This window comes from Peptoniphilus faecalis (assembly GCF_012976305.1).
Classification (GTDB): domain Bacteria; phylum Bacillota; class Clostridia; order Tissierellales; family Peptoniphilaceae; genus Peptoniphilus_A; species Peptoniphilus_A faecalis.
Genome location: NZ_JABDSR010000009.1, coordinates 62,225 through 88,548 on the forward strand (window position 1 = coordinate 62,225; position 26,324 = coordinate 88,548).

At 30.8% G+C, this 26,324-nt stretch carries 26 protein-coding genes; all 26 read left to right on the forward strand.

Annotated features, from left to right (window positions below; all coding sequences use genetic code 11):
* The first annotated feature begins 10 nt into the window (after positions 1 to 10).
* The 26 genes from HKO22_RS07575 (at position 11) to coaE (ending at position 26,288) form a co-directional block, all read left to right on the forward strand.
* On the forward strand, positions 11 to 1,507 hold the full coding sequence (locus HKO22_RS07575) for an HAL/PAL/TAL family ammonia-lyase (protein ID WP_169969718.1): 1,497 nt from the start codon (positions 11 to 13) through the stop codon (positions 1,505 to 1,507).
* Positions 1,508 to 1,515: 8 nt separating this feature from the next.
* Entirely contained in the window at positions 1,516 to 3,066 is a 1,551-nt protein-coding gene (locus HKO22_RS07580) for a BCCT family transporter (protein ID WP_169969719.1), read from the forward strand.
* Positions 3,067 to 3,150: 84 nt separating this feature from the next.
* Complete coding sequence (locus HKO22_RS07585; RefSeq protein ID WP_169969721.1) at positions 3,151 to 3,798, forward strand: GntR family transcriptional regulator; 648 nt, start codon at positions 3,151 to 3,153, stop codon at positions 3,796 to 3,798.
* 24 nt (positions 3,799 to 3,822) lie between these two features.
* Positions 3,823 to 4,785, forward strand: a complete 963-nt coding sequence (locus HKO22_RS07590; RefSeq protein WP_169969723.1) for an XdhC family protein — start codon at positions 3,823 to 3,825, stop codon at positions 4,783 to 4,785.
* Positions 4,782 to 5,390, forward strand: coding sequence for a nucleotidyltransferase family protein (locus HKO22_RS07595; RefSeq protein ID WP_169969725.1), 609 nt, complete (start codon positions 4,782 to 4,784; stop codon positions 5,388 to 5,390). The genes HKO22_RS07590 and HKO22_RS07595 overlap by 4 nt, the downstream gene beginning before the upstream one ends.
* Before the next feature lie 60 nt (positions 5,391 to 5,450).
* Complete coding sequence (locus HKO22_RS07600) at positions 5,451 to 6,476, forward strand: molybdopterin-binding protein (protein ID WP_169969727.1); 1,026 nt, start codon at positions 5,451 to 5,453, stop codon at positions 6,474 to 6,476.
* 1 nt (position 6,477) lies between these two features.
* On the forward strand, positions 6,478 to 6,954 hold the full coding sequence (gene moaC / locus HKO22_RS07605) for a cyclic pyranopterin monophosphate synthase MoaC (RefSeq protein ID WP_169969729.1): 477 nt from the start codon (positions 6,478 to 6,480) through the stop codon (positions 6,952 to 6,954).
* Entirely contained in the window at positions 6,955 to 7,926 is a 972-nt protein-coding gene (gene moaA / locus HKO22_RS07610) for a GTP 3',8-cyclase MoaA (RefSeq protein ID WP_169969731.1), read from the forward strand. It begins immediately after the preceding gene.
* 1 nt (position 7,927) lies between these two features.
* Positions 7,928 to 8,860 carry an MOSC domain-containing protein gene (locus HKO22_RS10880; RefSeq protein ID WP_169969733.1) on the forward strand — a complete coding sequence of 311 codons (933 nt, stop codon included), beginning with the start codon at positions 7,928 to 7,930 and terminating at the stop codon, positions 8,858 to 8,860.
* A gap of 1 nt (position 8,861) precedes the next feature.
* Positions 8,862 to 9,656 carry a molybdate ABC transporter substrate-binding protein gene (gene modA, locus HKO22_RS07620; RefSeq protein WP_169969735.1) on the forward strand — a complete coding sequence of 265 codons (795 nt, stop codon included), beginning with the start codon at positions 8,862 to 8,864 and terminating at the stop codon, positions 9,654 to 9,656.
* Positions 9,653 to 10,306, forward strand: a complete 654-nt coding sequence (gene modB / locus HKO22_RS07625) for a molybdate ABC transporter permease subunit (protein ID WP_075659227.1) — start codon at positions 9,653 to 9,655, stop codon at positions 10,304 to 10,306. Before modA ends, modB begins: the two co-directional genes overlap by 4 nt.
* A gap of 1 nt (position 10,307) precedes the next feature.
* Positions 10,308 to 11,255: a sulfate/molybdate ABC transporter ATP-binding protein gene (locus HKO22_RS07630; protein ID WP_169969746.1), complete on the forward strand. Its 948-nt coding sequence runs from the start codon at positions 10,308 to 10,310 to the stop codon at positions 11,253 to 11,255.
* A 139-nt stretch (positions 11,256 to 11,394) separates the two neighbouring features.
* On the forward strand, positions 11,395 to 11,685 hold the full coding sequence (locus HKO22_RS07635; protein WP_075659225.1) for a rhodanese-like domain-containing protein: 291 nt from the start codon (positions 11,395 to 11,397) through the stop codon (positions 11,683 to 11,685).
* Between the two features lie 147 nt (positions 11,686 to 11,832).
* Positions 11,833 to 13,485, forward strand: coding sequence for a DEAD/DEAH box helicase (locus HKO22_RS07640; protein WP_169969748.1), 1,653 nt, complete (start codon positions 11,833 to 11,835; stop codon positions 13,483 to 13,485).
* A gap of 240 nt (positions 13,486 to 13,725) precedes the next feature.
* Entirely contained in the window at positions 13,726 to 14,877 is a 1,152-nt protein-coding gene (gene fucO / locus HKO22_RS07645; protein WP_169969750.1) for a lactaldehyde reductase, read from the forward strand.
* Between the two features lie 38 nt (positions 14,878 to 14,915).
* Entirely contained in the window at positions 14,916 to 15,707 is a 792-nt protein-coding gene (locus tag HKO22_RS07650) for an SDR family oxidoreductase (protein WP_169969752.1), read from the forward strand.
* A 25-nt stretch (positions 15,708 to 15,732) separates the two neighbouring features.
* Positions 15,733 to 16,980, forward strand: a complete 1,248-nt coding sequence (locus HKO22_RS07655; RefSeq protein ID WP_169969754.1) for a sugar MFS transporter — start codon at positions 15,733 to 15,735, stop codon at positions 16,978 to 16,980.
* Between the two features lie 2 nt (positions 16,981 to 16,982).
* Positions 16,983 to 17,774 (forward strand): amidohydrolase family protein, encoded by a 792-nt coding sequence (locus HKO22_RS07660; RefSeq protein ID WP_169969755.1) that lies wholly within the window; start codon positions 16,983 to 16,985, stop codon positions 17,772 to 17,774.
* Between the two features lie 56 nt (positions 17,775 to 17,830).
* Positions 17,831 to 18,817: a 2-keto-3-deoxygluconate permease gene (locus tag HKO22_RS07665; protein WP_075659219.1), complete on the forward strand. Its 987-nt coding sequence runs from the start codon at positions 17,831 to 17,833 to the stop codon at positions 18,815 to 18,817.
* Between the two features lie 12 nt (positions 18,818 to 18,829).
* Positions 18,830 to 19,123: a UxaA family hydrolase gene (locus HKO22_RS07670; RefSeq protein ID WP_169969757.1), complete on the forward strand. Its 294-nt coding sequence runs from the start codon at positions 18,830 to 18,832 to the stop codon at positions 19,121 to 19,123.
* 17 nt (positions 19,124 to 19,140) lie between these two features.
* Complete coding sequence (locus HKO22_RS07675) at positions 19,141 to 20,313, forward strand: UxaA family hydrolase (RefSeq protein WP_169969759.1); 1,173 nt, start codon at positions 19,141 to 19,143, stop codon at positions 20,311 to 20,313.
* A gap of 18 nt (positions 20,314 to 20,331) precedes the next feature.
* Complete coding sequence (locus HKO22_RS07680; RefSeq protein ID WP_169969761.1) at positions 20,332 to 21,231, forward strand: dihydrodipicolinate synthase family protein; 900 nt, start codon at positions 20,332 to 20,334, stop codon at positions 21,229 to 21,231.
* Between the two features lie 32 nt (positions 21,232 to 21,263).
* A complete protein-coding gene (locus tag HKO22_RS07685; RefSeq protein ID WP_169969763.1) occupies positions 21,264 to 22,052 on the forward strand; it encodes an IclR family transcriptional regulator in 789 nt (262 codons plus the stop codon).
* Positions 22,053 to 22,061: 9 nt separating this feature from the next.
* The gene (locus HKO22_RS07690; RefSeq protein ID WP_075659214.1) at positions 22,062 to 22,916 is read left to right on the forward strand and encodes a fumarylacetoacetate hydrolase family protein; all 855 of its coding nucleotides are present in this window, start codon (positions 22,062 to 22,064) and stop codon (positions 22,914 to 22,916) included.
* 131 nt (positions 22,917 to 23,047) lie between these two features.
* On the forward strand, positions 23,048 to 25,705 hold the full coding sequence (polA, locus tag HKO22_RS07695) for a DNA polymerase I (RefSeq protein ID WP_169969764.1): 2,658 nt from the start codon (positions 23,048 to 23,050) through the stop codon (positions 25,703 to 25,705).
* The gene (gene coaE / locus HKO22_RS07700; RefSeq protein WP_169969767.1) at positions 25,692 to 26,288 is read left to right on the forward strand and encodes a dephospho-CoA kinase; all 597 of its coding nucleotides are present in this window, start codon (positions 25,692 to 25,694) and stop codon (positions 26,286 to 26,288) included. Before polA ends, coaE begins: the two co-directional genes overlap by 14 nt.
* The last annotated feature ends 36 nt before the right edge of the window (positions 26,289 to 26,324 follow it).

The window sequence follows — 26,324 nt, forward strand, 5'->3', positions numbered from 1 at the left end:
AGGTGAAAGAATGGAAAAGCTTATTTTAAAGGGAGAAGCATTGTCCTTGGAAGAAATATATCAAGTTGCCTATGAGAATAGACTAGTAGATATATCTGAAGATGCTAAGGAAAGAGTTAAAAAAGCTAGACAAATTCTGTTTGACATGGCTGCAGAAGGGAAACCTGTTTATGGTTTAAATAGAGGTGTTGGATGGAATAAAGATAAAGAATTTGATGAGGATTTTTTTGAACAGTATAATAAAAATCTTTTAAATTCACATTGTTTGGGAGTTGAGCCCTATCATACAGATGAACAAGTAAGAGCTATTCTATTGATAAGACTTAATAAAGCTTTGATCGGTTGTACGGGATTAAGTTTAGATTTACTCGAACATTATAAAAAATTTTTAAATTATAGAATTCATCCAAGAATCCCAATGCGTTCATCTATAGGTGAAGCGGATATTACAACTTTGTCTCATATTGGACTAGCTTTTATTGGAGAAGAAGATGTTAGTTTCAATGGTAAAATTATTAATTCAAAGCTTGCAATGGAACGAATAGGTTTAAAACCTGCAAAATTAGGACCAAAAGATGGATTAAGTATTGTTTCTTCAAATGCACAGGGCGAGGCAATGGTCGCCACTATAATAAAAGAAGTAAGAGAAGTTGCCAAAATGACAAATTTAATTTTTTGTATGAGTTTAGAAGGATTAAATGGCGTTACGGAGCAGCTTCGTGAAGATGTAAATGCACTTAGAGGTTTTAAAGGTCAAGTTGAATCTGCAAGAATGTGTAGAAAGTTTTTAGAGGGAAGTTATCTCTATGATTATGATGAAAATAGAGCACTTCAAGATCCCTTATGTTTTAGATGTGCACATGCTGTAAATGGAACAATATACGATGTTTTGGATTATGTCGAAAAACAATTGCTAATTGCCATGAATTCAACTGATGACAATCCATGTATAGTATTAGAAGAAGGATCTTCCTTTGTGAGTGCAAATTTTGAAGTAACATCTCTTGCTGTTGGCGTTGAAATGATAGCAACTGCATTAAGTCATTTATCAAAGACTTCATGTTATAGAATGATAAAACTTGCAGATCCAAGTTTTACAGGTCTCACAAGATTTTTAACTCCTAAGGAAGTAACAACAATTGCCTTTGGTACTATTCAAAAAACTTATACAATGTTAGATACTCAAAATAGAGGGCTTGCTAATCCATCTTCAATGGATTTTTACGCACTAGCTGGAGGAATTGAAGATCATGCATCAAATTTACCTTTGGCATGTTACAAAATAATGCAAATGCTTGATAATATTTATTACATATTGGGAATAGAGGCAATACACGCTTGTCAAGCAATAGATTTAAGAGGGGATATTAAGCTTGGCAAAGGCACTAAAAAAGCTTACGAAATTTTTAGGAGATATGTTAAATACTATGATAAAGATAGAAATGTATCTAAAGATATTAAAAAAGCCTATGATTGTATTAAATCAAAAGAATTATTAAATATATGAGGTAAAATATGGAAAAGAAAAACTTAAATAAAAAAGAGATAAGATGGCAAGTATTTATACCGGGGTTCATACTTATATTATCAGCTGCAATAATTGGCATTGTAAACAACAAAGCATTGTCTACAATATCAAATAAAATTTTTACTTGGTCCTTAGATAATTTTGGATGGTTATATCAAATTTTAACAATTTTCGTACTTATTCTAACTTTTGTAATATTGTTTTCTAAAGTTGGAAAAATTAGACTTGGCGGAGCTGATGCAAAACCTAAATATTCTTTTAAAACTTGGTTTGCAATGACATTAACTGGTGGAGTTGCTACAGGTATAGTAACTTGGGGAGTTAATGAGCCCTTAATTTATTATGGAAATATATGGGGAGAATTGGACAAATTAAATATTGCTCCATTTTCTGAAGAGGCTTTAAGATTTGCTATGGGAAGGTGCTTTTATAATTGGACTTTTGCACCTTATGCTATTTATGCACTTATTGGCGTATTAACTGCTTATATGTATTTTAACAAGAAACAACAATTGTCAGTTACAGCTACTCTTACACCTCTATTTGGAGAAAAAATAAAGACTTCTAAAGCTTCAACAGTAATTGATGTTTTATCAATGCTTGGTATAGCTTTAGGTTTGTCCTCTGGATTCACTGTATGTTTAGTTCTTTTGACAACTGGACTAAAATCAGGGTATGGAATTGAACCGACGATGCCATTATTTATAGGGATCGGAGTTTTAATTGTAATCTTATTTTGTATGTCATCATATGCAGGATTAAGCAAAGGATTGGCAAAAGTTGGAAATTTAAATGCTTATTTTTACTATGGATTGTTAATTTTCTTATTTGTAGTTGGACCAACTTTATTTATTTTGAGAAATTCAACAGCAGGCATGGCGGAATGGCTAAGTAATTTTTGGAAATGGGGATTAGATCCAATAGATATTGGTGGAGAACCCCTTGTTAGATCGTGGACATTATTTGATTTTGCAGTTTGGATTGCCTATGCACCAGTTACAGGAATATTTTTAGCACAAATTTCCTATGGTAGAACTATAAGAGAATTTTTGACAATAAACTTATTATTACCAGCAGTTTTTGGAATAATTTGGTTTGGAGTTTGGGGCAACAATGCTTTATTTATGCAAATGAAGGGTGAACTCGATCTAGTTAGTGCTATCGCTAATACTAATGCAACAATGGCATTGTTTGAATTTATAAAAAGTTTGCCGCTATCAGCTATATTAATACCTATAAATTTATTTGTAATATTAATGTCTTTTGTTACAGCTGCAGATGCAACTTCAACATCTATTGCATCAATGTGTATGAAAAATATTCCTATAGGTTCTGAAGCTCCAGGAGTTATGAAAATAATCTGGGGTTGTACAATAGCTTGTATAGCTATAATAATGGCGGCATTTGGCGGCGGAGAACAAGGAGTTCAAGGAGTTAAAGATTTAGCGGCAGCAGGAGGCTTTGTAGTATTATTTATCTTTATTCTACAAGTGATTTCTGCAATCAAAACTTTCTTCTTTGATGATATAATAGAATAGAATGAAAATATAACTTTAAACGCTTTAATGGTGTTTAAAGTTATATTGAATTTATAATGTTTAAAAAATTTAAGGAGTATTTTAATGAAAATAAGCAGACTGAGCATTCGAGATCAAGTTTTTGATTTGATAAAAGAAAAAATTTTAACTAAAGAATATAAATTAGGGCAAGATGTCAATATATCTGAACTAACTAGAGAATTTTCTGTAAGCAATACTCCTATTAGGGAAGCACTATCATCTTTATACTCATTAGGACTTATTGAAATAAGAGAAAACAATAAGTATAAAGTAATTTCATTATCTGAAAAGGAAATAGTTGATCTTAATAAGACGATTTTAATATTACTTTTAGGTGCTTTGAATATTATTTTAGAAAACAATCAAGAAAAACATTTAGAACAGCTACTTGAAAAAGCATATGAAGAGAACAAAGAACAACATGATTACAATAATAAATTTGACTACAAATATATAAAGACATCAATAAACTTTGATAGACAATTTGTTGTTGCTACAAATAATAAATATTTAATAAAGGAGTTTGACGACTTATCTGATTTATTAATACTGGCGTCTTCATATAATAAGGGAATATACAAAGATAAGCATTTTGAAGAGCATAAGCTCATGCTAGAGTATACTAAAAAAGATAATATGTCAGAAGTAAAAAAACTATTAAAAAGTCATTTTAACAAAGGATTAGCTGATATGAATTATAGTGAGCAATAGAAAAATTTTTGAAGGGATGATAATTTGATAGATATTGTAAAAGATGCTATATACTTATGTAGAAAAAAAGAGCCTTTTGTAATGGCATCTATAATTTTCAAACATGGCTCTGCTCCAAGAGAAGTTGGAGCAACTATGATAATAACTGAAAAGGGATATTATTCTGGCACTATTGGTGGCGGAGAACAGGAATTTCAAGCTATAAATCATGCAAAAAATTTAATTTCTACAAAAAAATGTGATCAACAATTTTATGAAGTTTCTAAAGAAGTTGCTGCTGAAAAGGGAATGGTATGTGGTGGACAGACTAGAGTTCATTTTCAATATATAGACATAGAAAATTACAAAAATGAGGAATATTTTGAGAAACTCTTATCAGAAGTAGAAGATCATAATGTTTATCTTGTGTATGATATTTCAAAGGAAGATTCTAATTTTGGAATTGCAATTGAAATTGACGGAAAAATTTTTCCCTTTACAGGAGAAGAAAATCCAAAGAGAAATTTATTTAAGATAAAAATAAAAAGACCCATGAGGGTTTTTATCTTTGGAGGAGGTCATATATCGAGGGCTACTGTTAAGGTGCTTGATTTTTTAGGTTTAAATATAAATGTAGTTGACGATAGAGAAGACTTTATAAGCCAAAAAGAGTTTGAAAAAACTAAAAGGATAGTAATAGATTTTGATAAACTTGATTCTATTGATATTGAGAAAAGTGACTATGTACTTATTATGACTAGAGGGCATAAATACGATATTAAAGTTTTGGAAAGTGTATTAAAGAAGGAACCTTATTATATTGGCGTTGTGGGAAATAAAATAAAAGCTAAAAAATATAGAGAACATTTTTTAGGCGGAGACTTAGAAGGTGAATATGAAAAGAAAGTTCACTTGCCAGTGGGAATAAAAATATCAGCTCTAACTCCAGAGGAAATTGCAATAAGTATTGCCGGTGAAATTATAGAAAGTTATAGGACAAATGTATGAATGATAAAATAAAAAGTTATGAAGTTAATGCTATTATTTTAGCTAGCGGACATTCAAATCGATTTAAGGGCAATAAGTTAAAGGCTGAAATTTCAGAGAAAAAGATTTACTCCTATGTTTTAGATTTAATTGAGTCAATTCCCTTTAAGGATAAAATTGTTGTAACTAATGATTCTGAGATTATAGAATACGCAGTTAAAAGGGAAATTAATTATGAAAAAAATCTAAATGCAAATTTAGGGAAGAGCGAGTCCATAAAGCTTGGAATCAAAAATTCAAAAATTAACTCAAAGGGCTATATGTTTTTTATGGCAGATCAGCCCTTTTTAAAAGAAAAATCAGTAGTTAAATTATTAAGCGAATTTGAAAAAAATCCTGATAAAATTATTTTACCTAGATTCGCAGGCAAAAAAGGTTCTCCTGTTATAATGCCAATTTCATTAAAGGAAAAACTTTTGGAATTAAAAGGTGAAGAGGGCGGATCTATATTTATCACAGAAAAAAACTCTATTTCTGTTGAAATAGAAAGTGAAATTGAAGGTAAGGATATTGATAGTTTAGAAGATTATAATAGTATTTTAAATTATTTTGATGGGAAAAATTAAAGGGAAATAAGTATAATATAAAAGTGTATTTAAACATAATATAGGAGAAGATTTATAGGGATGAAAGAAGTTCCAGTAGAAAAATCAGTTGGAATGGTACTTGGTCACGATATAACAGAAATTATAAAAGATAAATTTAAGGGGCCAAGGTTTAAAAAGGGACATATTATTAAAGAAGAAGATATTCCAATCTTAAAAAAAATTGGGAAAAAAAACATATATATTTTTGAATTAGAAGAGGGCATGATCCACGAAGATCAAGCAGCGGAATATTTAAGAGATATGTGCATGGGCAAAAATATGTATGCTAAAGGTCCTAGTGAAGGTAAATTTGATGTGTTTTCAGAACTAGATGGATTATTAAAGGTTGATATTGAAAGACTATTAAAAATTAATATAGATCCTCAAATGATGGTAGCAAGCAGGCACAATAATATGCCCGTTAGAAAAGATGATAAAATTTTTGGAACTCGAATTATACCTTTAGTAATTGAAAAAGAAAAAATGGAGTCTAAAAAGGCAGAAATCGGAAGAGAAGCGATTTTTAATATTTTACCTTTTATACATCAAAAAATTGGACTAATAACCACTGGTTCAGAAATTTTTTCAGGGTTAATAAAGGACACTTTTAGTCCAGTAGTAAAAGAAAAGGTAAAAAAATACAATTTAGAAGTTACAGAGCATGTTTTAGTTTCAGACGATAGTGAAGATATTGAAAGAGAAATAAAAAAGATGCTTGATAAAGATGTAGATATTATAATCTTGACTGGCGGAATGAGCGTTGACCCCGATGATAAAACGCCAAAAGCCATTACAAATGTAAGTAAAAATCTAGTTACTTATGGGGCACCAGTGCTTCCAGGTGCAATGTTTTGCTTAGGATATTCAGATGAGGGAAAACCTATTATGGGTTTACCAGGTTGCGTAATGTATGAAAGGTCAACTATTTTTGATATTATTCTTCCAAGGATAGCTGCAAAAGATTTAGTTAAAGCTGAAGAAATTGCAAGGCTGGGACATGGTGGACTTTGTCTACAATGTAGAACTTGCACATATCCAGAATGTTCTTTTGGAAAGGGAGTTTAAAATGGATTTAAGTCATTTTGATAAAGACGGCAGAGCAAGAATGGTCGAGATTTCTGAAAAAGATGTAACTAAAAGAATTGCAGTTGCTAAGGGTAGAATTTACACATCTAGAGAAGTTATTAAAAAAATTGAAGAAGGAACTGTTAGCAAGGGCAATGTTTTAGCTGTGGCAAGAGTTGCTGGCATAATGGCTAGTAAAAGGACAGCGGATTTAATTCCCATGTGCCACACGCTTATGTTAACTGGCTCTGACATAGATTTTGTTATCAATAGAGAAGAATCCTATGTTGAATCGGAAGTTTCTGTAAGAACTGTAGGCAAGACTGGAGTAGAGATGGAAGCGTTGACGGCTTGCTCAGTTTCACTTCTTACAATTTACGATATGTGTAAGGCCATAGATAAAAATATGGAAATTTCTAACATTAAACTAATTCATAAATCGGGAGGAAAGTCAGGCGATTTTTATAGGAGTTTATAAATGAGAGATAGCTTTGGAAGGAAAATTGATTATATTAGGATATCTTTAACAGATAGATGTAATTTGAGGTGTAAATATTGTATGCCTGAAGAAGGCGTAAAACTACTTAACCATGAAGATATCTTAAGTTATGAGGAAATTTTAATCTTGGCAAAAATATTTATCTCTCTAGGGATTAAAAATTTTAAATTGACAGGAGGAGAGCCTTTAGTAAGACGAGATGTTTGTAATTTGATAAAAGAGCTAAAAAAACTAGAGGGCATTGGAGAAGTTACAATAACAACTAATGGTGTTTTACTTGAAAATTATGGAAAAGATCTTATTGACTCGGGAATTGATAGAATTAATGTTAGTTTAGACAGTTTAAATCCAATTAAATACGAAAAAATCACTGGAAGAAATTTACTTGATAAAGTTCTTGGAGGAATTAAATTACTTTTAGAACATGATTTCGAGAAAATAAAAATTAATACAGTTCCTATTAGACCTTTAGATAGAGAAGATATGGAAAATTTAATTAATTTAGGTAAAGACAATCCAATAGATATTAGGTTTATAAAAGTCATGCCAATAGGAATTGCAAATTCAGAATTAGGGTATAGCAAAAAAGAATTGCTACAAATAATTGAAAGTATTTTAGGAAAATCCAGCCACTTTGACGGAAAAAAGGGAAATGGACCAGCTGAATACTATTCTTTTCAAAATTATAGATCCAATATAGGCTTTATAGATGCCATTGATAATAAATTTTGTAGTGAATGCAATAGAATTAGATTATCGGCAACTGGATTTTTAAAACTTTGCCTTTACTATGATTTGGGCGAGAATATTAGACCCTATATTTATTCTTTAAGTGAAAATGAGCTAAGAGAAAAAATTAAAGATATTATTTATAATAAACCTCTTATGCATCATATGAATGAAAGTTTAATTCAACGTGATAAAAAAAATATGAATCAAATAGGAGGATAAAATGCCAAAAATCTGTGCTTTATGTATAAGTGAAAAAAAGGGCACACAAAAACACGCGAAAGAGTCCGTAGAAGTTGTAAAGGGATTTGGACTTTTAAATGATGCACATGCTGGAAATTGGCACAGGCAAGTCTCACTTTTGTCAAAGGATTCCGTTGAAGAATTTGAAAAAATAAAAGAGGGATTAAAAATTCCTGAAGGAGCATTTGGTGAAAATATTTTAATTAAGGGATTAGATTTTGATAAAATAAAAGTTGGAACTGTACTAGTCTCAGGAGATGTCAGACTACAAGCTACACAGATTGGAAAAGAATGTCATAAGGGATGTAGCATAAGAAATAGCCTTGGAGATTGTATTATGCCAAGAGAAGGCGTTTTTGCAAGAGTTTTGCATGGAGGGGTTCTTAAAAGAGGCGATGATATTTCTGTTGAATTTTATACGCCCTATAAATTAGGAATTATTACAGTTTCAGATAAAGGTTCAAGAGGAGAAAGACTTGACGAATCAGGAGACGAAATCGAAAGAATTTTTTCTGAAAGGGGATTTAAAATTTCAGCTAGAACAATAATCCCAGATGATAGAGAAATTATTTCTGAAACTATAAAAAATTTTACAGATAAATTAAAACTAAATTTAGTCCTAACTACTGGTGGAACAGGTTTCTCACCAAGAGACAATACTCCAGAAGCGACATTAGCTGTTTTAGAAAAAAATGTACCTGGGATTGCTGAAAGCATGAGGCTATATAGCAGTAAATTTACAGATAAGGCAATGTTGTCAAGAGCAGTTTCTGGAATTAGAAAAAGCTCGCTTATTATAAATTTGCCAGGTTCATTAAAAGCTGTTAGAGAAAATATTAAAGCTTTTGAAGGACCACTAATTCATGGTTTAGATATATTAAATGAAAAAGCAAAAGATTGTGGAGGAAAATAAAATGAAAAAAATATTTTTTATTGTATTGATTGCTACAATGACATTAGGATTAGTTGCCTGCGGAAAAGATGAAAAAAATTCAGACAAAAAGGCGGAAAGTGGCGAACTATATATATCAGCAGCGGCTTCATTACAAGACGCATTAAAGGAAATCACTGAAAACTTTAATAAGGATAATAAAGTAGATTTTAGACTTAATTACGGTGGTTCAGGAGCATTACAAACTCAAATAGAAGAAGGAGCAAACGCAGATATATTTATGTCTGCTTCTTCAAAACAAATGGACGCACTAATTAAGGGAGGCTTTATTGATGAAAATGAAAAAGTAAATTTATTGTTAAATGATGTAGTTTTAATCACTCCCAAAGAAAATAAGAGCAAAGTAAAATCAATTGATGATTTAGCCACAGATAAGGTAAAATTAGTTGCCCTTGGAGATCCACAAAGTGTTCCAGTAGGTCAATATTCACAAGAAATATTAAACTTTTATAAAATAGCAGACAAAGTCAACTCAAAAACATCCTATGCAAGTGATGTTAGACAAGTCTTAAATTGGGTTTCCAGCGGTGAAGTAGATGCAGGATTTGTTTACAAGACAGATGCTATGCTAAAGGATGCAAATGTAGAAATAATTGAATCAGCGCCAAAGGATTCACACAAACAAGTTATTTATCCTGTGGCACCATTAAAAGAATCTAAAAATAAAGAACTTGCTGAAAAATTTATCCAATATTTAAAATCTGAAGAAGTAATGAAGATTTTTGAAAAGTATGGATTTGGAAAAGTTGAAGCATGAGTCCCTTATTAGTTTCACTTTTAACAGCTCTTTTAGCTAGTATTATAAATTTTTTCTTGGGAATTGGTTTAGCTTATTTAGTTATGAATATGAAGAAGGGGAGGTCCTTAGTAGATGGTTTTCTAACTCTATCGATGGTTCTCCCTCCAACTGTTGTTGGATTTTTTTTATTAATAATATTTGGGAAAAATTCTATAATAGGAAAGTTTTTAAAAAGTTTAGGAATCAGCATCATTTTTACTCCAACAGCTGCAGTTATATCTGCCATTGTTGTAAGTCTTCCAATAATGTATAGGACGAGTTTAGGAGCTTTTGAACAAGTAAGTGAAGATATATTATTTGCTGCTAAAACCCTTGGGATCTCAAAAATGAAAATTTTTTGGAAAATTTTACTGCCACTTTCAGTACCAGGTGTATTTTCTGGCTTAATACTTACTTTTGCCAGAGCACTTGGTGAATTTGGTGCGACAATAATGATAGCGGGAAACATTCCTGGAAAGACACAAACAATGTCTACAGCTATTTATTCTGCAGTGCAGGCAGGCAATAGATTATTAGCTTTTAAATGGTCAATAACTATAATAGTTATATCCTTTAGTTCAATGATACTTGCAAACATATTGTCGCAGAAACTTTTTAGAGAAAATTAGTATGATAGAAATAAAAATAAAAAAGCAAATTGGAAATTTTAATTTAGATGTTAATGTAAAGAGTCAAAATAAAATTTTAGGGATTTTAGGCGAATCTGGCTCTGGTAAAACTATGATTTTAAAGTGCATTGCAGGTCTTATAGATCCAGATGAAGGTTATATAAAATTCAATAATGAGTATTACGACTCTTCAAAATCCTTTTCTATGAAAACAGAAAATAGAAAAGTAGGCTATATGTTTCAATCTTATGCCTTATTTCCAAATATGACGGCAGAAAAAAATATTTATTTTGTTTGTAAAGATAAGAAAAAGACAAAGGAATTATTAAAAAAAGTTGGATTGTATGAAAAAAAAGATTTATTTCCAAAAAATTTGTCTGGAGGTCAAAAACAAAGACTTGCTATGGCAAGAATGTTATCTATAAATCCAGAGGTTATTCTTTTAGATGAATCATTTTCAGCCTTAGATTCTGTTTTGCGAGATGAAATGGAGAAATTTATCAAGGATTTAATTACTAATTATGATATACCTACTATTTTGGTTTCACATAACAAAGAAGAAGTTTATAGATTTAGCGAAGATGTTTTAGTAATAAAAAATGGACATATAGAGGATTTAGGAAGTAAAGAAGAAGTATTTTTTAATCCTAAAAATAAATATTCAGCTAAACTTGTGGGCTTTGATATTTTTTTAAGTCAAGAAGAAAAGAAAGATTTTGAATTTAAAAATAAACCAGGTCCAAATATTGCCATTAAGTCAAAAAATATAAAGTTAAAAGAGGGTAGCAATTTTATCATCGAATCTAAGGAAGAGGATTTAGAAGGATATTTTTATAATGTTAAAAATAAAGATACAAAAAAAACCTTTAGAATAAAATCAAATTTAGATTTAAAAATAGGATTTAAAATAAATATTGAAGTAACTAATTTTGTTAATATTTCCTTTTAAATTTTCTATATTTAATAAAAATTTTAAAAACTAATATTATCAATTCTATAGTTTCTCTAATAGTCTTGAAAAAACAATTTATAAATAATATACTAAAACTACATAAACTAGAATAATTATAGGTGGTTTTTATAATAAAATGAAAGAAATAAATGTAAATGACATTGATAACATCAAAGACGCTTACATCATTGATGTTAGAGAAGATATAGAATTAAAGGAAACAGGGACTATCAAGGGCGCTATACACATTCCAATGAATATGGTGCCAAATAATTTAAATAAAATCCCAAAGGATAAAGAGATTTATATTTTATGCAGAAGCGGCAGGCGTTCTTACGAAGTTGCGAGCTATCTTCGTGAACTTGGATACGACGCCGTTAATTTAGCTGGAGGAATTTTAGAATATAAAAAAGAATTAATAAAATAAATTCATAAGAATAGAAAATTTATTTTATTTAATTTGATTATTTCAAGATTTTTTATTATTTATGTGTTATAATACTTAAAGAAAGAACTTGAAGGCCGAGTGAATCTCGGTCTTTTTTTGTTCAAAAAAAAGAAATAGGAGAATATATTGAGATTTAACGAATTAAAATTATCTAGTGAAGTTTTACAGTCAATTGAGGAAATGGGTTTTGAAAATCCATCGGAAGTACAGGAAAGTACTATTCCAGAAATATTAGAAGGTCATGACCTTCTTGCACAAGCACAAACTGGAACAGGTAAAACTGCTTCCTTTGGCATTCCAATGATTGAAAAAATTGAAGATAATAATTATGAAAGTTTGCAAGCTCTTGTCCTAGTTCCTACTAGGGAATTAGCAAGACAAGTGTCTAATGAATTGCAAAAACTTTCAAGAAATAAAAAATTTATAAAAGTCGTAGCTATTTATGGTGGCGCTGATATGGGCAAACAACTTAGAGAGCTAAAGAGGGGTGCAAGTATTGTCGTTGGTACTCCTGGAAGAATTATGGATCACATGAAAAGGAAAACTATTAAACTAGATGATTTGAAATTCTTAACACTTGATGAAGCAGATGAAATGTTCGATATGGGCTTTAGAGATGATATGAAGACTATTATTGAAAAGACAAATATAGATAGACAAACTTTATTTTTCTCAGCAACTTTTGATAATAATATTAAGGAGTTTTCAAAACTATATCAAAAAAACCCTAAAAAAGTTATTATTGAAAAGAAAGAATTAACTGCGGAAAAAATTAAGCAATACTATTTAGAATTAAGCCGAAACATGAAAACTGAAATTTTAAATAGATTGATTTTAATTAACAAACCAAAAAAATCAATTATTTTTTGTAACACAAAGAGAATGGTTGAAAGTCTTGAGGGTGAAATTGCACAAAAAGGATATAAAGTTGATTCTCTTCACGGCGATATGCGTCAATCTTCAAGAGATAATGTCATGAAGAAGTTTAGGAATAACTCAATTGACATTCTCATAGCAACAGATGTCGCTGCACGTGGTCTTGACATTTCTGATATTGACATAGTTTTTAACTATGACCTTCCACAACAAGCGGAGTATTATGTCCATAGAATTGGACGTACAGCAAGAGCTGGAAAAAAGGGACTTTCTTTTACTTTTATTACTAACAAAGATTACTCCAAGTTTAGAGAAATCGAAAAGTATGCAAATATCAAAATGGAAAAGATGGAGTTGCCTACTAAGTACGATGTCGAAAGAGAAAATATGGAAAACTTATTTAATAAAGTTAATAGTAATATTTTAAAAGCTAAAGATAATGTTGATTATACTGAAGTTTTAAATAAACTTTTATCTGAAGGTTACAGTCTTTACGATATAAGTGCATCACTTTTAAAGATGGTGAATGAGTCCTCAAAAAGCAAAAGAATCACTGAACTTGACAAAGTTGACTTTGGCAAAAAATTTGAAATGAGTAAGTCCAATAAATCAGAAAATTCTAATAGAAAAAGTAGAGATAAAAATAATGGGAAAATAAAAAAAATCAAGGGACCAAAAATTTTTATAAATAAAGGCAAGAGAGATGGCATTGATTCTAGAGAAATTATTAGGCTTTTAGGTAAGCATACAAATGTAGCTCCAAGTGAAATTGGGAAAATTAATATAATGCAAAACTTTACTTTTGTAGAGATTCCAAAAAATATGATTAAAGATGCAATAAGAGATTTAGATGGTAAAAAAGTCAAAGGCAAATCACTTAAAGCTGAATATTCAGAAAAATAATTTAAAAAATTGACAAAAACTCCTCGTGTGAAAAAATCACATAGAGGAGTTTTTGTTACACTAAATATTATTTTTTAATTAAAAAAACAAAGAAAATTAAAAAAATTACTTGACAACGTTTACTCTATAAGATATATTATAAGCAAGTAATTCGTATATACATTTTAAATACGTAAATGCGAACTAAAAAAGCAAGATAGTTTTATAATTTAAAAGTGACTAATTATAAGGAGGTCAAAAATGCCAAGTAGATTTGTTTTGAATCCAGTAAGTTATCATGGTTATGGTGCTTTAGCTGGAGTAAAAGATGTAGTAGAGGATAAAAGACTAAAGAAGATAGTTATTTTTGTAGATAGATTCTTAAAAGAAAATAAGATATCTGATAAAGTAGTCAAATATTTAGATCAAGTTGAAGGCTTAGAATATACATATTTTACAGATATTAAACCAAATCCATCAATTAAAAACGTACTTGATGGGCTAAAAGTTTTAAAAGACTTTGAAGCTGATGGAATAGTTGCCATAGGTGGTGGTTCAGTAATGGATTGTGCAGCAGGTGCAGCTATTATAAATACAAATCCTGAATTTGAAGATGTAAGAAGCTTAGAAGGAGTCGCTCCAACCAAGAATCCTTCAACACCAATTATTGCAATTCCTACTACAGCAGGAACGGCGGCAGAAGTTACAATAAATTATGTTATAACAGATGAAGAAAACCAAAAGAAAATGGTATGTGTAGACCCACATTCAATTCCAGTAGCAGCAATAGTAGATCCTGAAATGATGGAATCTATGCCATATGGTCTAACGGCATCCACAGGAATGGACGCTTTAACACATGCAATAGAAGGATATATAACAAAAGATGCTAATGATCTTTCAGATATGTTCCATATTAAAGCTATAGAATTAATTGCAAAATATTTACCTAAAGCTTGTGAAAATGATAAAGAAGCTAGAGAAAAATTAGCACTAGCTCAATATGTGGCAGGAATGGGATTTTCAAATGTAGGACTTGGATTAGTTCACTCAATGGCTCATCCACTTGGTGCATTATATGACACTCCACATGGAGTTGCCAATGCAATACTTCTTCCAACAGTTATGGAATATAACGCAGGAGCAACTGGAGAAAAATATAGAGAAATAGCAAGGGCGATGGGAGTTAAAGGTGTAGACGAAATGAGCGAGGATAAATATAGAAAAGCTGCAGTAAAAGCTGTAAAAGACTTATCTATAAGCGTGAAAATTCCAGAAGATTTAAAAGATATAGTTAAAGAAGAAGATATAGAATTTTTAGCTCAATCAGCTATGGATGATGCATGTAGGCCAGGAAACCCAAAAGATCCTACAAAGGAAGAAATAATTGAACTTTATAAGAAACTTATATAGAAAACAAGTAAAATAAAGGATAAATAAAGGAGATAAAAATGGATTTAAATTTAAAAGACAAAGTATATATAGTAACAGGTGGTTTAAAAGGAATCGGTAGAGCTATAGCTTTACAATTAGCAAGAGAAGGTGCAATTCCAGTTGTATTGAACAGAAAAAATAATGTAGTTGAAGACTTCAAGGCTGAAATGGAAAAAATCACTGACAATTATTCTCTTTACTTTATAGACTTAAATAATACTGAAGAAATAGAAGGAATAGTTAAAGATGTAGTTGAAAAATATGGGAAAATCGATGGTGTTGTAAACAACGCTGGCAAGAATGACAACTTATCTCTTGAAGAAACAAGTTGGCAAGAATTTGAAAAATCAATCCATTCAAATTTAACTCATTATTATGAATTAGTCCATCAAGCTATTCCTTATATAAAGGCTGTAAAAGGATCTATAGTAAATATTTCATCAAAAACAGCTGTTACAGGACAAGGGAAAACTTCAGCTTATGCAGCAGCAAAAGGAGCTATATTAGGATTAACAAGAGAATGGGCAGCGGCTTTGGCAAAAGATAGCGTAAGAGTTAATGCTATAGTTGTATCAGAATCTTGGACGCCTCTTTACAAAGAATGGATCAAAACATTTGGAGATGAAGAACAGCAAAAAGCAAGATTAAAATTAATAACAGATAAGATACCTTTTGAAAATAGAATGACAGATCCAGAAGAAATAGCTGATACAGCTTGCTTCTTATTATCAGAAAGAGCTTCACATACAACAGGACAATGGGTTTACGTTGATGGAGGATATGTACATTTAGACAGAGCGTTAAGCTAATGGCGAACTGAAAAGGAAACTTAAAATGACTGATAGAATAAATAAAAATAAACAATCTAAAGCCAAAATTGCCATATACTTGGTGACATTTTTATTTTTTGCTTGGGGACTTACAATGAATCTAGTTAATGCTTTAAATACTCCAATGGCAAATTACATGGAAATATCATCAACAAAGGCAAGCTTATTACAGATGGCTTACTATGGAGCTTACTTTTTTCTAGCTATACCTGCATCAGTAGTAGCTAGAAAGCATGGCTACAAAGCAGGAATGATGATGGGACTATTACTATTTGTAATAGGTGCTGTTTTGACAATTCCGGCAACTTACAAAATGAGTTATGGAACATTCTTATTTGCAATGTTCGTAACAGCATCAGGAGCTGCAACACTTGAGACAAATTGTAACCCATATATAACAAAGCTTGGAGATCCAGAGAAAGAATCCTTCAGATTAAACTTAGCTCAATCATTTAATGGTGTAGGAAATATAGTTGGGCCATTTATACTTGGATCATTGATAGGAGAAACAGTAGCTTCTAATCAACCAGGGTTTGAACAAGCAAAAGTTGAATTTTTATCTGGAACAAGAATTATATATATTGGAATTGCCATAGCGCTTGCTATAGTGTTCTTATTATTCTTCTTTATAAAACTTCCAAGTCCAGATAATGACGAAGAAATAGTGAATAGTGAATCGACATCTGCTGCTCTAAAGAGACTTTTTAAAATCAAACATTTTAAACTAGGCGTAATTGCAGCCTTTGTATTTATAGGATTACAAGTGGTAGGCATGTCTTTATTTTCAGCATATGCAATGGAATTTTGGGAAGGAATGAGTGCAGGAACTGCTACTAAATATCTTTCAATAGTTTCATTATTATTCACTATGGGAAGATTTATAACTACACCATTAATGAATAAGATAGAACCCAATAAAATCTTAGGTGTATATATGGCTATAACAGCAGCCTTAATGATTATAGTAAGTATAGGACTAGGTAAATTCTCAGTAATAGCCTTCATAATAGCATACCTATTTATATCCATTGGTTTTCCAACAATTTATTCATTGGCTTTGGTTGGAATAAAAGGAAATGATGCCAAGACAGGAGCATCAATTCTAACGATGAGTATAGTAGGAGCTGCTCTTATACCAGTTGTTATATCTGCAATAGGAGAAAGATTTAATCTTCAAATAGCTATGGCAACAACTATAATAGGATTTATATACTGTGCTTGGTATGGATTTGTTGGTTCAAAAAGGAGTTAATAATGACAGATAAAATTAAACTTATAGATACACACTTTCACATTTGGAACCTAGATAAGCAAAACTTACCTTGGCTGAAAGATGTAGAAGAGTTAAAAAAGAGCTATTCTATAGATGATTATATTAATGAATATAAAAAGATTGATAATGTAGATTTTGTAGGAGGGGTTTATGTAGAAGTTGACTCAGATGACCCTATCTTAGAAGATGAAATACTTTATAAAGAAAAAGCAAATAATGACAAAATACTTGCCATAGTAGCAAGAGCAAAAGTATCACCAACTATGAGAGTACCTCTTCTCGCAACAGGAATAAGAGAACCACTTCATACAGAAGATGCTCCAAAAGGAATGTGTCTTGAAGATTCTTTTATAGAAGGTATCAAAGAACTTACTAAAAACAATATGACATTTGACTCTTGTAATAGAGTAGATGAGCTTTCAGATTTGGTAAAAATGATGGAAAAAACTCCAGATGCCAAAGTTGTTTTAAATCATTTGGGAAATGTTGAAGAATTGACAGAAGAGTACAAAAATAATATGAAAGCTTTGGCAAAATTTCCAAATCTTTATGTAAAAGTATCAGGATATAAAACAGAAAATAAAGAATTTGTAAGAGATTTGTTAAGTTTTACAAAAGATACATTTGCAAAAGATAGGTTAATATATGCATCAAACTGGCCAGTTATTAATATTTACTCTAATTTAAAAGAGCATATAGATTTACTGATAGAAGCATTTGGTAATGATGAAGACTTCTTCTATAACAACGCAAAAAAATGCTACAGTCTATAAAATAATTAAATAGGTTTATGGCCACACTTAAATTGTTTAAATAGTTAGGAGGATATATGATTTTAAAATTTTTGAAAAAAGTTCCAGCTGGAATGATGATAGTACCAATGTTTCTATCGGCTCTCATAAATACATTCTTTCCAGAGATGTTACAAATAGGTTCATTTACTACGGCAGTATTTACTAGTGCAGGAACAGCAGCTGTACTTGGAGTTCAGCTTGTATGTATGGGAGCTCAACTAAGAGTAAAAGAACTTGCAGAAGTAGTTAAAAGAGGAGGGGTTTTACTTGTTTCAAAATATGCCATAGGAGCTGTTCTTGGCATAATAATTGGAAAATTATTTGGAATGGAAGGAATACTCGGTCTAACAACACTTGCAGTTATAAGTGCTATAACTAACTCCAATGGTTCAATGTACTTGGCTTTAAACGTAGAATATGGAGATGAGGTAGACCAAACAGCTATGAGTTTATTGGCTATAAACGATGGTCCTTTTTTAACACTTATTACACTAGGAGCTAGTGGACTTGCTCAAATTCCCATAGTATCTTTAATTGCGGTAATAGTTCCTATTTTATTTGGTATGCTTATAGGAAATATAGATAAGAAAATGAGTGAGTTTTTAGAACCAGGAATAGGATTGCTACTTCCTTTCGTAGGGATAACGCTAGGTGCAGGAATAGATGTAAAGGGAATAGTTGCAGGTGGAGCACCTGGAATATTACTAGGAATAATCACGGTATGCATAAGTGGTCCTTTCGTAGTACTTTGTGACAGGATATTTAATAAGAGACCAGGATATGCTGGTTGGGCAGTTTCATCGACAGCTGGCAATGCTATAGCAGTTCCAGCAGTAGTAGCATCTATTGACCCTTCATGGACTCCATATGTAACAGCTGCTACAACTCAAGTAGCTGCTTCAACAGTTATGACAGCTATATTAATACCAATTATAACAGCTTGGTGGGCTAAGAAATATGGTTGTCCAAAATATCCATTACCAGGACAAGATTTTAGTAAGAAAGATTGGAAAGCAAAATGATAGGAGAATAATATGATAAATGCAGTAATTATAAATGAAAAAGATAATGTTATAGTAGCAATAGAACCAATAAAAAAAGGCGACATAGTAGAATTTAAAGACTTAAATGGAAATATTAAAAGTATAAAAGCTATTGATGATATAAAAATTTATCATAAATTAGCTTTGACTGATATTAAAAAAGGAGAACCTGTCATTAAGTATGGAGAGCATATTGGATTTGCACTAAATGATATAAAAATAGGGGAACATGTTCATGACCATAATATTGAAGGCAGACGTGAAGATTTAGAAGCTATAGAATAAATAGGAGGATTAATCAAATGACTAGGACATTTTGGGGATATAAAAGAAGCGATGGTAGAGTGGGAATAAGAAACCATATATTAATTTTGCCATGCTCAGTATGTGCATCAGATACAACTAGAATTATTGCGGGACAAGTTAAAGAGGCAGTTACATTTAATATGCAATTAGGCTGTTCACAATTAGGAAAAGACTTTGAATATACATTAGATACAATTTCTGGATTTGCAGCTAATCCTAATATATATGCTACAGTTTTAGTTTCTTTAGGCTGTGAAAATGCTCAACTTAACTTAGTTAAGGCAGAAATTGAAAAAAGAACAAACAAACCACTTAGATCTGTTATAATTCAAGAAGAAGGTGGAACTTTAAAAGCAATTGAAAAAGCGACAAGATACGCTAAAGAATTTGTAGCAGAAGCCAGTATGGAAAGAAGAGAAGAGTTTCCAGTTTCTGAACTTATAATGGGAACAGAATGTGGTGGATCAGATCCAACAAGTGGATTAGCTTCAAACGTATTAATAGGAAATCTTTCAGATAAAATGGTTGAAAACGGAGGTACAACAGTACTTAGCGAAACAACTGAATTTATTGGAGCGGAGCATATTTTAGCAAGAAGAGCTAAAAATGAAGAGGTAAAGAAAAGAATTTATGATATAGTTCATAGATTCGAAGATCATATCCAAATGAATACAGGGGAAGAAGTTAGAGAAGGTAATCCATCGCCGGGAAATAAAGAGGGTGGACTTACAACGCTTGAAGAAAAATCATTAGGTTGTATTCATAAAGGTGGTACAACTACTGTAAATGCAGTATATGATTATTCAAAACAACTTAAAACTAAAGAAGGATTAGTTATTATGGATACACCTGGGAATGATCCGTCATCAGTAGCAGGAATGATTGCTGGTGGTTGTCAAATAGTAGTATTTTCTACAGGAAGAGGAACTCCAACAGGAAATCCTATAGCACCAGTTATTAAAATTACAGGAAATAGAGAGACTGCAAAAACTATGTCAGATAACTTAGATTGGGATGCTAGTCCAACGATTTATGGAGAAAAAACCATGGAAGAGCTTGCAGATGAATGTTTTGACGAGTTAATTGATTTCTGTAATGGAAAATTAACAAAATCTGAAGCTCTAGGTTATACGGAAATAGCTATTCAAAGAGGGGCAAATTTTGTTTAAAAACATTAGGAGGATTTTATGTGTGAAATAATAGTACCAGTTGTTACAATATTTGATGAAAATGAAAAACCAGATTTTGAAGAAAATAAGAAAGTCATAGATTTTCTTATTGAAGGTGGTGTAGATGGGATTCTAGTACTTGGAAGTACTGGAGAGTTTACAGTTTTAGATTATGAAGATAAATTGCAATTTGCTAAAGATTACTACGAGTATACAAAGGGTAGGGTTGATCTATATTTTGGAAGTAATTGTGCTTCCTTTGAAGATACTGTAAAACTTAGCAATGAGGCTATAAAAATAGGCTATAAAGGTGTTATGGTTATGGGACCATATTACTTCGCCATGGATGATGAAAAAATCTTCATTTATTATAATGAATTAGCCAAAAAAGTTAAGGGAAATGTATATATTTATAATTTTCCAGCTAGAAGTGGCTACTCTGTAAGTGGAGAGGTCTATGCAAAACTTATAGAGGAGAATTCAAATATAGTGGGTCTTAAAGATTCAGTTGCAGATCCAATTCATACTAATAAGCTATTAAGGGCTACGGAAGGTCATAGGACAAAAGTTTACTCAGGATTTGATGACCAATTCTTATATAACCTTTCGACAGGTGGTTCAGGATGTATAGGTGCTCTTTCAAATTTAGTACCAGAAATATGGTCAGACCTTGTTAAATCAACAAAGGAAGAGAACTTTGATAGAGTGTATAAATTGTCTAATTTAATTCATAAATTAATGCCTTTATATGATTTAGATAGTAATTTCTCACACTTATTCAAAAGACTAATGGCGGTTAGGGGCGTAGATATTTCTCCTAAGTCAATATTTCCATATAATCAACTTTCAGATGAAGTATTTGAAAGGGGTAAGTCTATCTTAGAAAAAGTAATTAAAGAGTACGAAGAAATCAAGTAATTATGATATAATATTTCATGATTGGAGGAATCATGGAATATAAATTGCACAATCCTACTCTTAGAGTAGTAAAAATTCTTGATTTAATAAATAATTATGAAAATGGTCTTTCATTTTTAGAGATATCGACAAAATTAAAAATTCCAAAAAGCACATTAAGTCCAATATTAAAAACATTAGAGATGACTAATTTTATTGAAAAAAATGATAAGGGATGCTACATGGCATCCTTTAAGCTTTTTCAATTAGGCTTATCTTATTCAGGAAGACTAGATAGTCTTTCGATGATTAAAAAACAAATGGAGATAGTTGTTGATAAAATTGGAGAAATAGTTCAATTTGGGGTTCTTGTTGATAATATGGTTTTATATTTAGAAAAGGTAAACTCACCAGATAATATTGAGATAGTAAGTTCTGTGGGCAAGAAAATTCCAGCTATATATACGGCACTTGGAAAGGCACTTTTATCTGGATTTAGTGATGCAGAAATAATAGAAAAATTTAAAGATTATGAATTTGTAAAATATACAGAAAACTCAATAACAAATATTGATAGGCTACTTGATGAAATACATAAGGTAAGAGAAAGGGGATATGCGGTAGAAAACCAAGAATTTACCCATAACACTTCATGTGTAGCTGTGCCTATTAGAGAAGATGGGATAATTAAGGGGGCAATGTCTGCTACCTATCCAATTTTTAGAAAAACTGAAGATACAGAAGATTTTATCTCTAAAGTTTTATTAGAACAAAAAGAAATTATAGAGGATATTATAAAAATTCAAAATTTGAAATTAGATTTTACTAACAGTGAGCAATAGAGGTAGATTATGAAATTGTTTTTTATAGAAATAAAAGGCTACAAAGAAATAGCTGTTGAAATAGACTATAAATTATACCTTCTTAAAGACTTTGGATATGATTTTAAAGACATAAATGAATTAATAGATAGTGAAACAGACCTCAAAAACCTATGTTTTAAAAATCAGAAGGAAATTAAAAATGAATATAAGATTTTAAGTCCTATTGAATATCCAAAACAAGATATAATATGTATAGGAATGAATTATATAGACCATCAAGATGAAGTAGAAAAAGTATCAAAAAAAGACTTTTCCAAAGATGTAGATACTATATATTTTTCAAAAAGAGTTAATAAAATCTTAGGAAATGAAGATTTTATTCCAATAAATAGTGAAATAACAGAAAAACTAGATTATGAGATTGAGCTTGCTGTAATTATTGGAAAAGATGGGAAAAACATAAAAAAAGAAGAGGCAAGTAACTATATATTTGGTTTTTCAATTTTTAATGATTTATCAGCAAGAGATTTACAAACTAAATATAAGCAGTGGTACTATGGAAAAAGTTTTGATGGATCATCTGTAATGGGACCATGCATTCTTTTAAAGGATAAAAGCTTCGACTATAATAATCTTGACTTAAAACTTTCTATAAATAGTGAAATAAGGCAAGATAACAATACCAAGAATATGATTCTAAGTGTTGATGAAATTATAGAAGACTTGTCCAAAGCCATGACACTTAAAAAGGGAACAATAATAGCTACGGGAACTCCATCGGGAGTTGGCATGGCTTTAAATCCTCCAATATTTCTTCAAAGTGGAGATATGCTAGAACTTGAGATAGAAAAGATAGGGGTCTTAAAAAATACAATTAGATAATATATTAATTATTATATGCCAGGGTTTTATAAACTTTGGTATTTTTTATTTGTATCCAAATCATATATAGGAGTTTTATTTGCAAATTTTATTTATTTAAATCTCTGTTATAATGTAGTAAGGAGGTTTTTATGGATAACAAATTTTTAATTATAGATGGAAGTTCGCTTTTTTTTAGGGCATTTTATGCTCTGCCACTTTTAAAAACTAAGAGGGGTCTTTATACTAACGCAATCTATGGCTTTGTAATGATGGTTGAAAATGCAATTGAAAAGATAAAACCGACTCATGTTGCTGTTTGCTTCGACATGAAGGGCAAAACTTTTAGATCCGAAATATATAAAGATTACAAGGGCACAAGGCAAAAAACTCCAAACGAACTTGAACAACAATGGCCTTTAGTTCGCGATATTTTAAATTACATGAATATTAAAATTTTGGAATCACCTGTTTACGAGGCGGATGATATTGCAGGGACTCTTTCTAAACTTGCGTCAGAAGAAAATTTTGAAACCTATTTACTCACTGGCGACAAGGACTATTTCCAACTAGTGAATGAAAATACAAAAGTCCTATTAACTCGCAAGGGAATTACTGAAATGGACATAATAACTGTGGAAAGCATTGAGAAGGATTATGGTATTGAGCCAATTGAATTCATAGATCTAAAAGCTTTAATGGGCGATCAGTCCGACAATATTCCAGGAATTTATGGTATTGGAGAAAAAACGGGACTAAAATTAATTCGCGAGTTTCACAACATCGAAAATCTTTACGATAATATTGAAAATGTAACAGCAAAAAAGCTTAAAGAAAAATTAATTGATGGTAAAATGTCTGCCTTTATGAGCAAAAAGTTGGGTACAATTGTAAAAAATGTGCCAATTGAAGAAAATTTAGAAGATTTAAAAAAAGTCGACTATGATTATGAAAAGCTTTCACAAATGTATCGTGAATTTGAGTTCAATTCAATGCTTGCAAGACTTCCCAAGGAATATCAAAAGGAAGAAGTGAAAGAAATCTCGGAAGATAATTTTAAATTTGAGGAAATAAAAAACCTAGATGAAGCTATAAAAAAAATTCACATCAACAAGTCCTTTGCCTTTAAATTTATTACTGATGGAAAAATTTATGAAGATGTAAATCCAATTTATCTTGCAATAAAAGTTCCTGATGAAGTTGTGAATTTTATTTTATGGGATAATATTGATAAAAATAAATTAAAAGAAATCATGGAAGATGAAGACATAGAAAAACTTGGATATGAACTTAAAGAGGATATTATAATCTTAATGAGTCTTGGCATTGATATAAAAAATTATTGTCATGATGTTAAAATCGCCGAATATATTTTAAATTCTACAAAAAGTGATTATGATATAAATAAAATTTCTATGGATTATTTTAAAAAGGGATATATTGATCAAGATGATTTTTTGGGCAAGGGAGTCAAGAAAAAAACTTACTCTGAAGTGAAAAAAGAAGATCTATTTAAATATTTTGCCTTTGTGTTAAATTCAATTTACAAATTGGAAAGAGTGCAAAGGGACAAAATCGGCGAGGAAAACATGACTTCCCTATATGAAGATATGGAGCTACCTTTAGTTGAAGTTCTTGCCTCTATGGAGTATGTTGGCATAAACACTGATGAGGCAGTTTTAGATGAAATTGACGAGAAAATTTCATTAAAACTAAAGGATTTAGAAGAAAAAGTATATTGTGAAGCAGAAGAAGAGTTTAACATTAATTCTCCTAAGCAACTTGGCGTTATTTTATTTGAAAAAATGGACTTCCCAGTGATAAAAAAGACAAAAACAGGCTATTCAACTTCTGCAGATGTTCTTGAAAAGCTTCGTGGCGAGGGAGAAATTATCGACTATATTTTAGATTACAGGAAATTCTCTAAATTAAAGTCAACTTATATCGATGGTTTAAAAGCTGTTATAAACAAGAAAACTAATCGGATTCACTCAAGATTTATGCAAACAGTAACTGCAACAGGAAGAATTTCATCTACGGATCCAAATTTACAAAATATACCAATAAAAACTGAAGAGGGAAGATTAATTCGAAAGGCATTTTTGGCATCAAAGGGTTGTATGCTTGTAGATGCTGACTACTCACAAATTGAGCTTCGTGTTCTTGCGGCACTTTCTAAGGATAAAGAAATGCTTGATGCCTTCAAAGAGGGATTAGACATTCACAAAAAAACGGCATCAGAAGTATTTCATGTGGATTATGACGATGTAAATGCACTTCAAAGGTCTGAGGCAAAAGCAGTAAACTTTGGAATAGTCTATGGAATTTCTGATTATGGCCTTTCACAAAACTTAAATATACCAAGAAAAGCAGCAAAGGAATACATTGACAATTATCTTGGACATTTTGTTGGAATAAAAAATTATATGTCAGAAGAAATTGAAGAAGGAAAGAAAAAGGGTTATGTAGAGACGATTTTTAACAGAAGGAGATACATTCCTGAGCTTAAGGCAAAGAATTTTAATATAAGAAGTTTTGGAGAAAGAATTGCACTTAACACGCCAATACAAGGTTCAGCTGCTGACATAATAAAAATTGCCATGGTAAAAGTTTATAATGAATTAAAGAAGAGAAACTTAAAATCAAAATTGATAATTCAAATTCACGACGAGCTTGTAGTTGATGCAGCAGAGGGCGAAGTTGAAGAAGTTAAAAAAATAATGAAGGATTTAATGGAAAATTCTGTGGACTTGAATGTAAAACTTTCTGTGGATATGAATACAGGTGAAAATCTTTATGAATCAAAATAAAGTAATTGGACTCACAGGTTCTATTGCAACGGGAAAGTCTCAAGTTTCTAGATTTTTAAAGAATAAAGGAATAAAAGTTGTTGACGCAGATTTAATTGCAAGAGATGTGGCAAATTTTGAATTTGTAAAAAATAAGATTAAAGAGGAGTTTGGAGAAGATTTATATAAAGATGGAAACCTTGACAGAAAAAAACTTGCAGAAGTAGTTTTTAAAAATGGAAAAGCAAGGGAAAAGTTAAATCAAATCATGCATCCAGAAATTTATAAAGAGATAAAAAGACAAATTGAAGACTCAGATGAACTTGTATTTGTCGACATACCCCTGTTTTTTGAAAACGAAGATTTGAACAAAAAATATGGACTGAATTTCGATGAAATTTGGCTTGTATATGTTGACAGAGCTACACAAATAAAAAGACTAATGAAAAGGGACGACATTTCAAGAGAATATGCAAAAGAGAAAATAAATTCACAGCTTTCAGTTGAAGAAAAAAAAGAAAAAGCAGATGTAATAATCGACAATAGAGCAACATTATATGAAACTTTTGCACAAGTAGATAGTAAATTAAAGAAGATGTGTTAAATTTAGCACATCTTCAAAGCTTTTAATTTAATGAAA

Coding starts and splice junctions, on each gene's coding strand:
- fucO (WP_169969750.1), top strand. CDS start 13,726: ATGCCAAGTAGATTTGTTTTGAATCCAGTAAGTTATCATGGTTATGGT.
- HKO22_RS07675 (WP_169969759.1), top strand. CDS start 19,141: ATGACTAGGACATTTTGGGGATATAAAAGAAGCGATGGTAGAGTGGGA.
- HKO22_RS07665 (WP_075659219.1), top strand. CDS start 17,831: ATGATTTTAAAATTTTTGAAAAAAGTTCCAGCTGGAATGATGATAGTA.
- HKO22_RS07630 (WP_169969746.1), top strand. CDS start 10,308: ATGATAGAAATAAAAATAAAAAAGCAAATTGGAAATTTTAATTTAGAT.
- HKO22_RS07655 (WP_169969754.1), top strand. CDS start 15,733: ATGACTGATAGAATAAATAAAAATAAACAATCTAAAGCCAAAATTGCC.
- HKO22_RS07670 (WP_169969757.1), top strand. CDS start 18,830: ATGATAAATGCAGTAATTATAAATGAAAAAGATAATGTTATAGTAGCA.
- HKO22_RS07600 (WP_169969727.1), top strand. CDS start 5,451: ATGAAAGAAGTTCCAGTAGAAAAATCAGTTGGAATGGTACTTGGTCAC.
- HKO22_RS07595 (WP_169969725.1), top strand. CDS start 4,782: ATGAATGATAAAATAAAAAGTTATGAAGTTAATGCTATTATTTTAGCT.
- HKO22_RS07660 (WP_169969755.1), top strand. CDS start 16,983: ATGACAGATAAAATTAAACTTATAGATACACACTTTCACATTTGGAAC.
- HKO22_RS07680 (WP_169969761.1), top strand. CDS start 20,332: ATGTGTGAAATAATAGTACCAGTTGTTACAATATTTGATGAAAATGAA.
- HKO22_RS07585 (WP_169969721.1), top strand. CDS start 3,151: ATGAAAATAAGCAGACTGAGCATTCGAGATCAAGTTTTTGATTTGATA.
- modB (WP_075659227.1), top strand. CDS start 9,653: ATGAGTCCCTTATTAGTTTCACTTTTAACAGCTCTTTTAGCTAGTATT.
- moaA (WP_169969731.1), top strand. CDS start 6,955: ATGAGAGATAGCTTTGGAAGGAAAATTGATTATATTAGGATATCTTTA.
- HKO22_RS07635 (WP_075659225.1), top strand. CDS start 11,395: ATGAAAGAAATAAATGTAAATGACATTGATAACATCAAAGACGCTTAC.
- coaE (WP_169969767.1), top strand. CDS start 25,692: ATGAATCAAAATAAAGTAATTGGACTCACAGGTTCTATTGCAACGGGA.
- modA (WP_169969735.1), top strand. CDS start 8,862: ATGAAAAAAATATTTTTTATTGTATTGATTGCTACAATGACATTAGGA.
- polA (WP_169969764.1), top strand. CDS start 23,048: ATGGATAACAAATTTTTAATTATAGATGGAAGTTCGCTTTTTTTTAGG.
- HKO22_RS07580 (WP_169969719.1), top strand. CDS start 1,516: ATGGAAAAGAAAAACTTAAATAAAAAAGAGATAAGATGGCAAGTATTT.
- HKO22_RS07575 (WP_169969718.1), top strand. CDS start 11: ATGGAAAAGCTTATTTTAAAGGGAGAAGCATTGTCCTTGGAAGAAATA.
- HKO22_RS07690 (WP_075659214.1), top strand. CDS start 22,062: ATGAAATTGTTTTTTATAGAAATAAAAGGCTACAAAGAAATAGCTGTT.
- HKO22_RS07685 (WP_169969763.1), top strand. CDS start 21,264: ATGGAATATAAATTGCACAATCCTACTCTTAGAGTAGTAAAAATTCTT.
- HKO22_RS10880 (WP_169969733.1), top strand. CDS start 7,928: ATGCCAAAAATCTGTGCTTTATGTATAAGTGAAAAAAAGGGCACACAA.
- HKO22_RS07650 (WP_169969752.1), top strand. CDS start 14,916: ATGGATTTAAATTTAAAAGACAAAGTATATATAGTAACAGGTGGTTTA.
- moaC (WP_169969729.1), top strand. CDS start 6,478: ATGGATTTAAGTCATTTTGATAAAGACGGCAGAGCAAGAATGGTCGAG.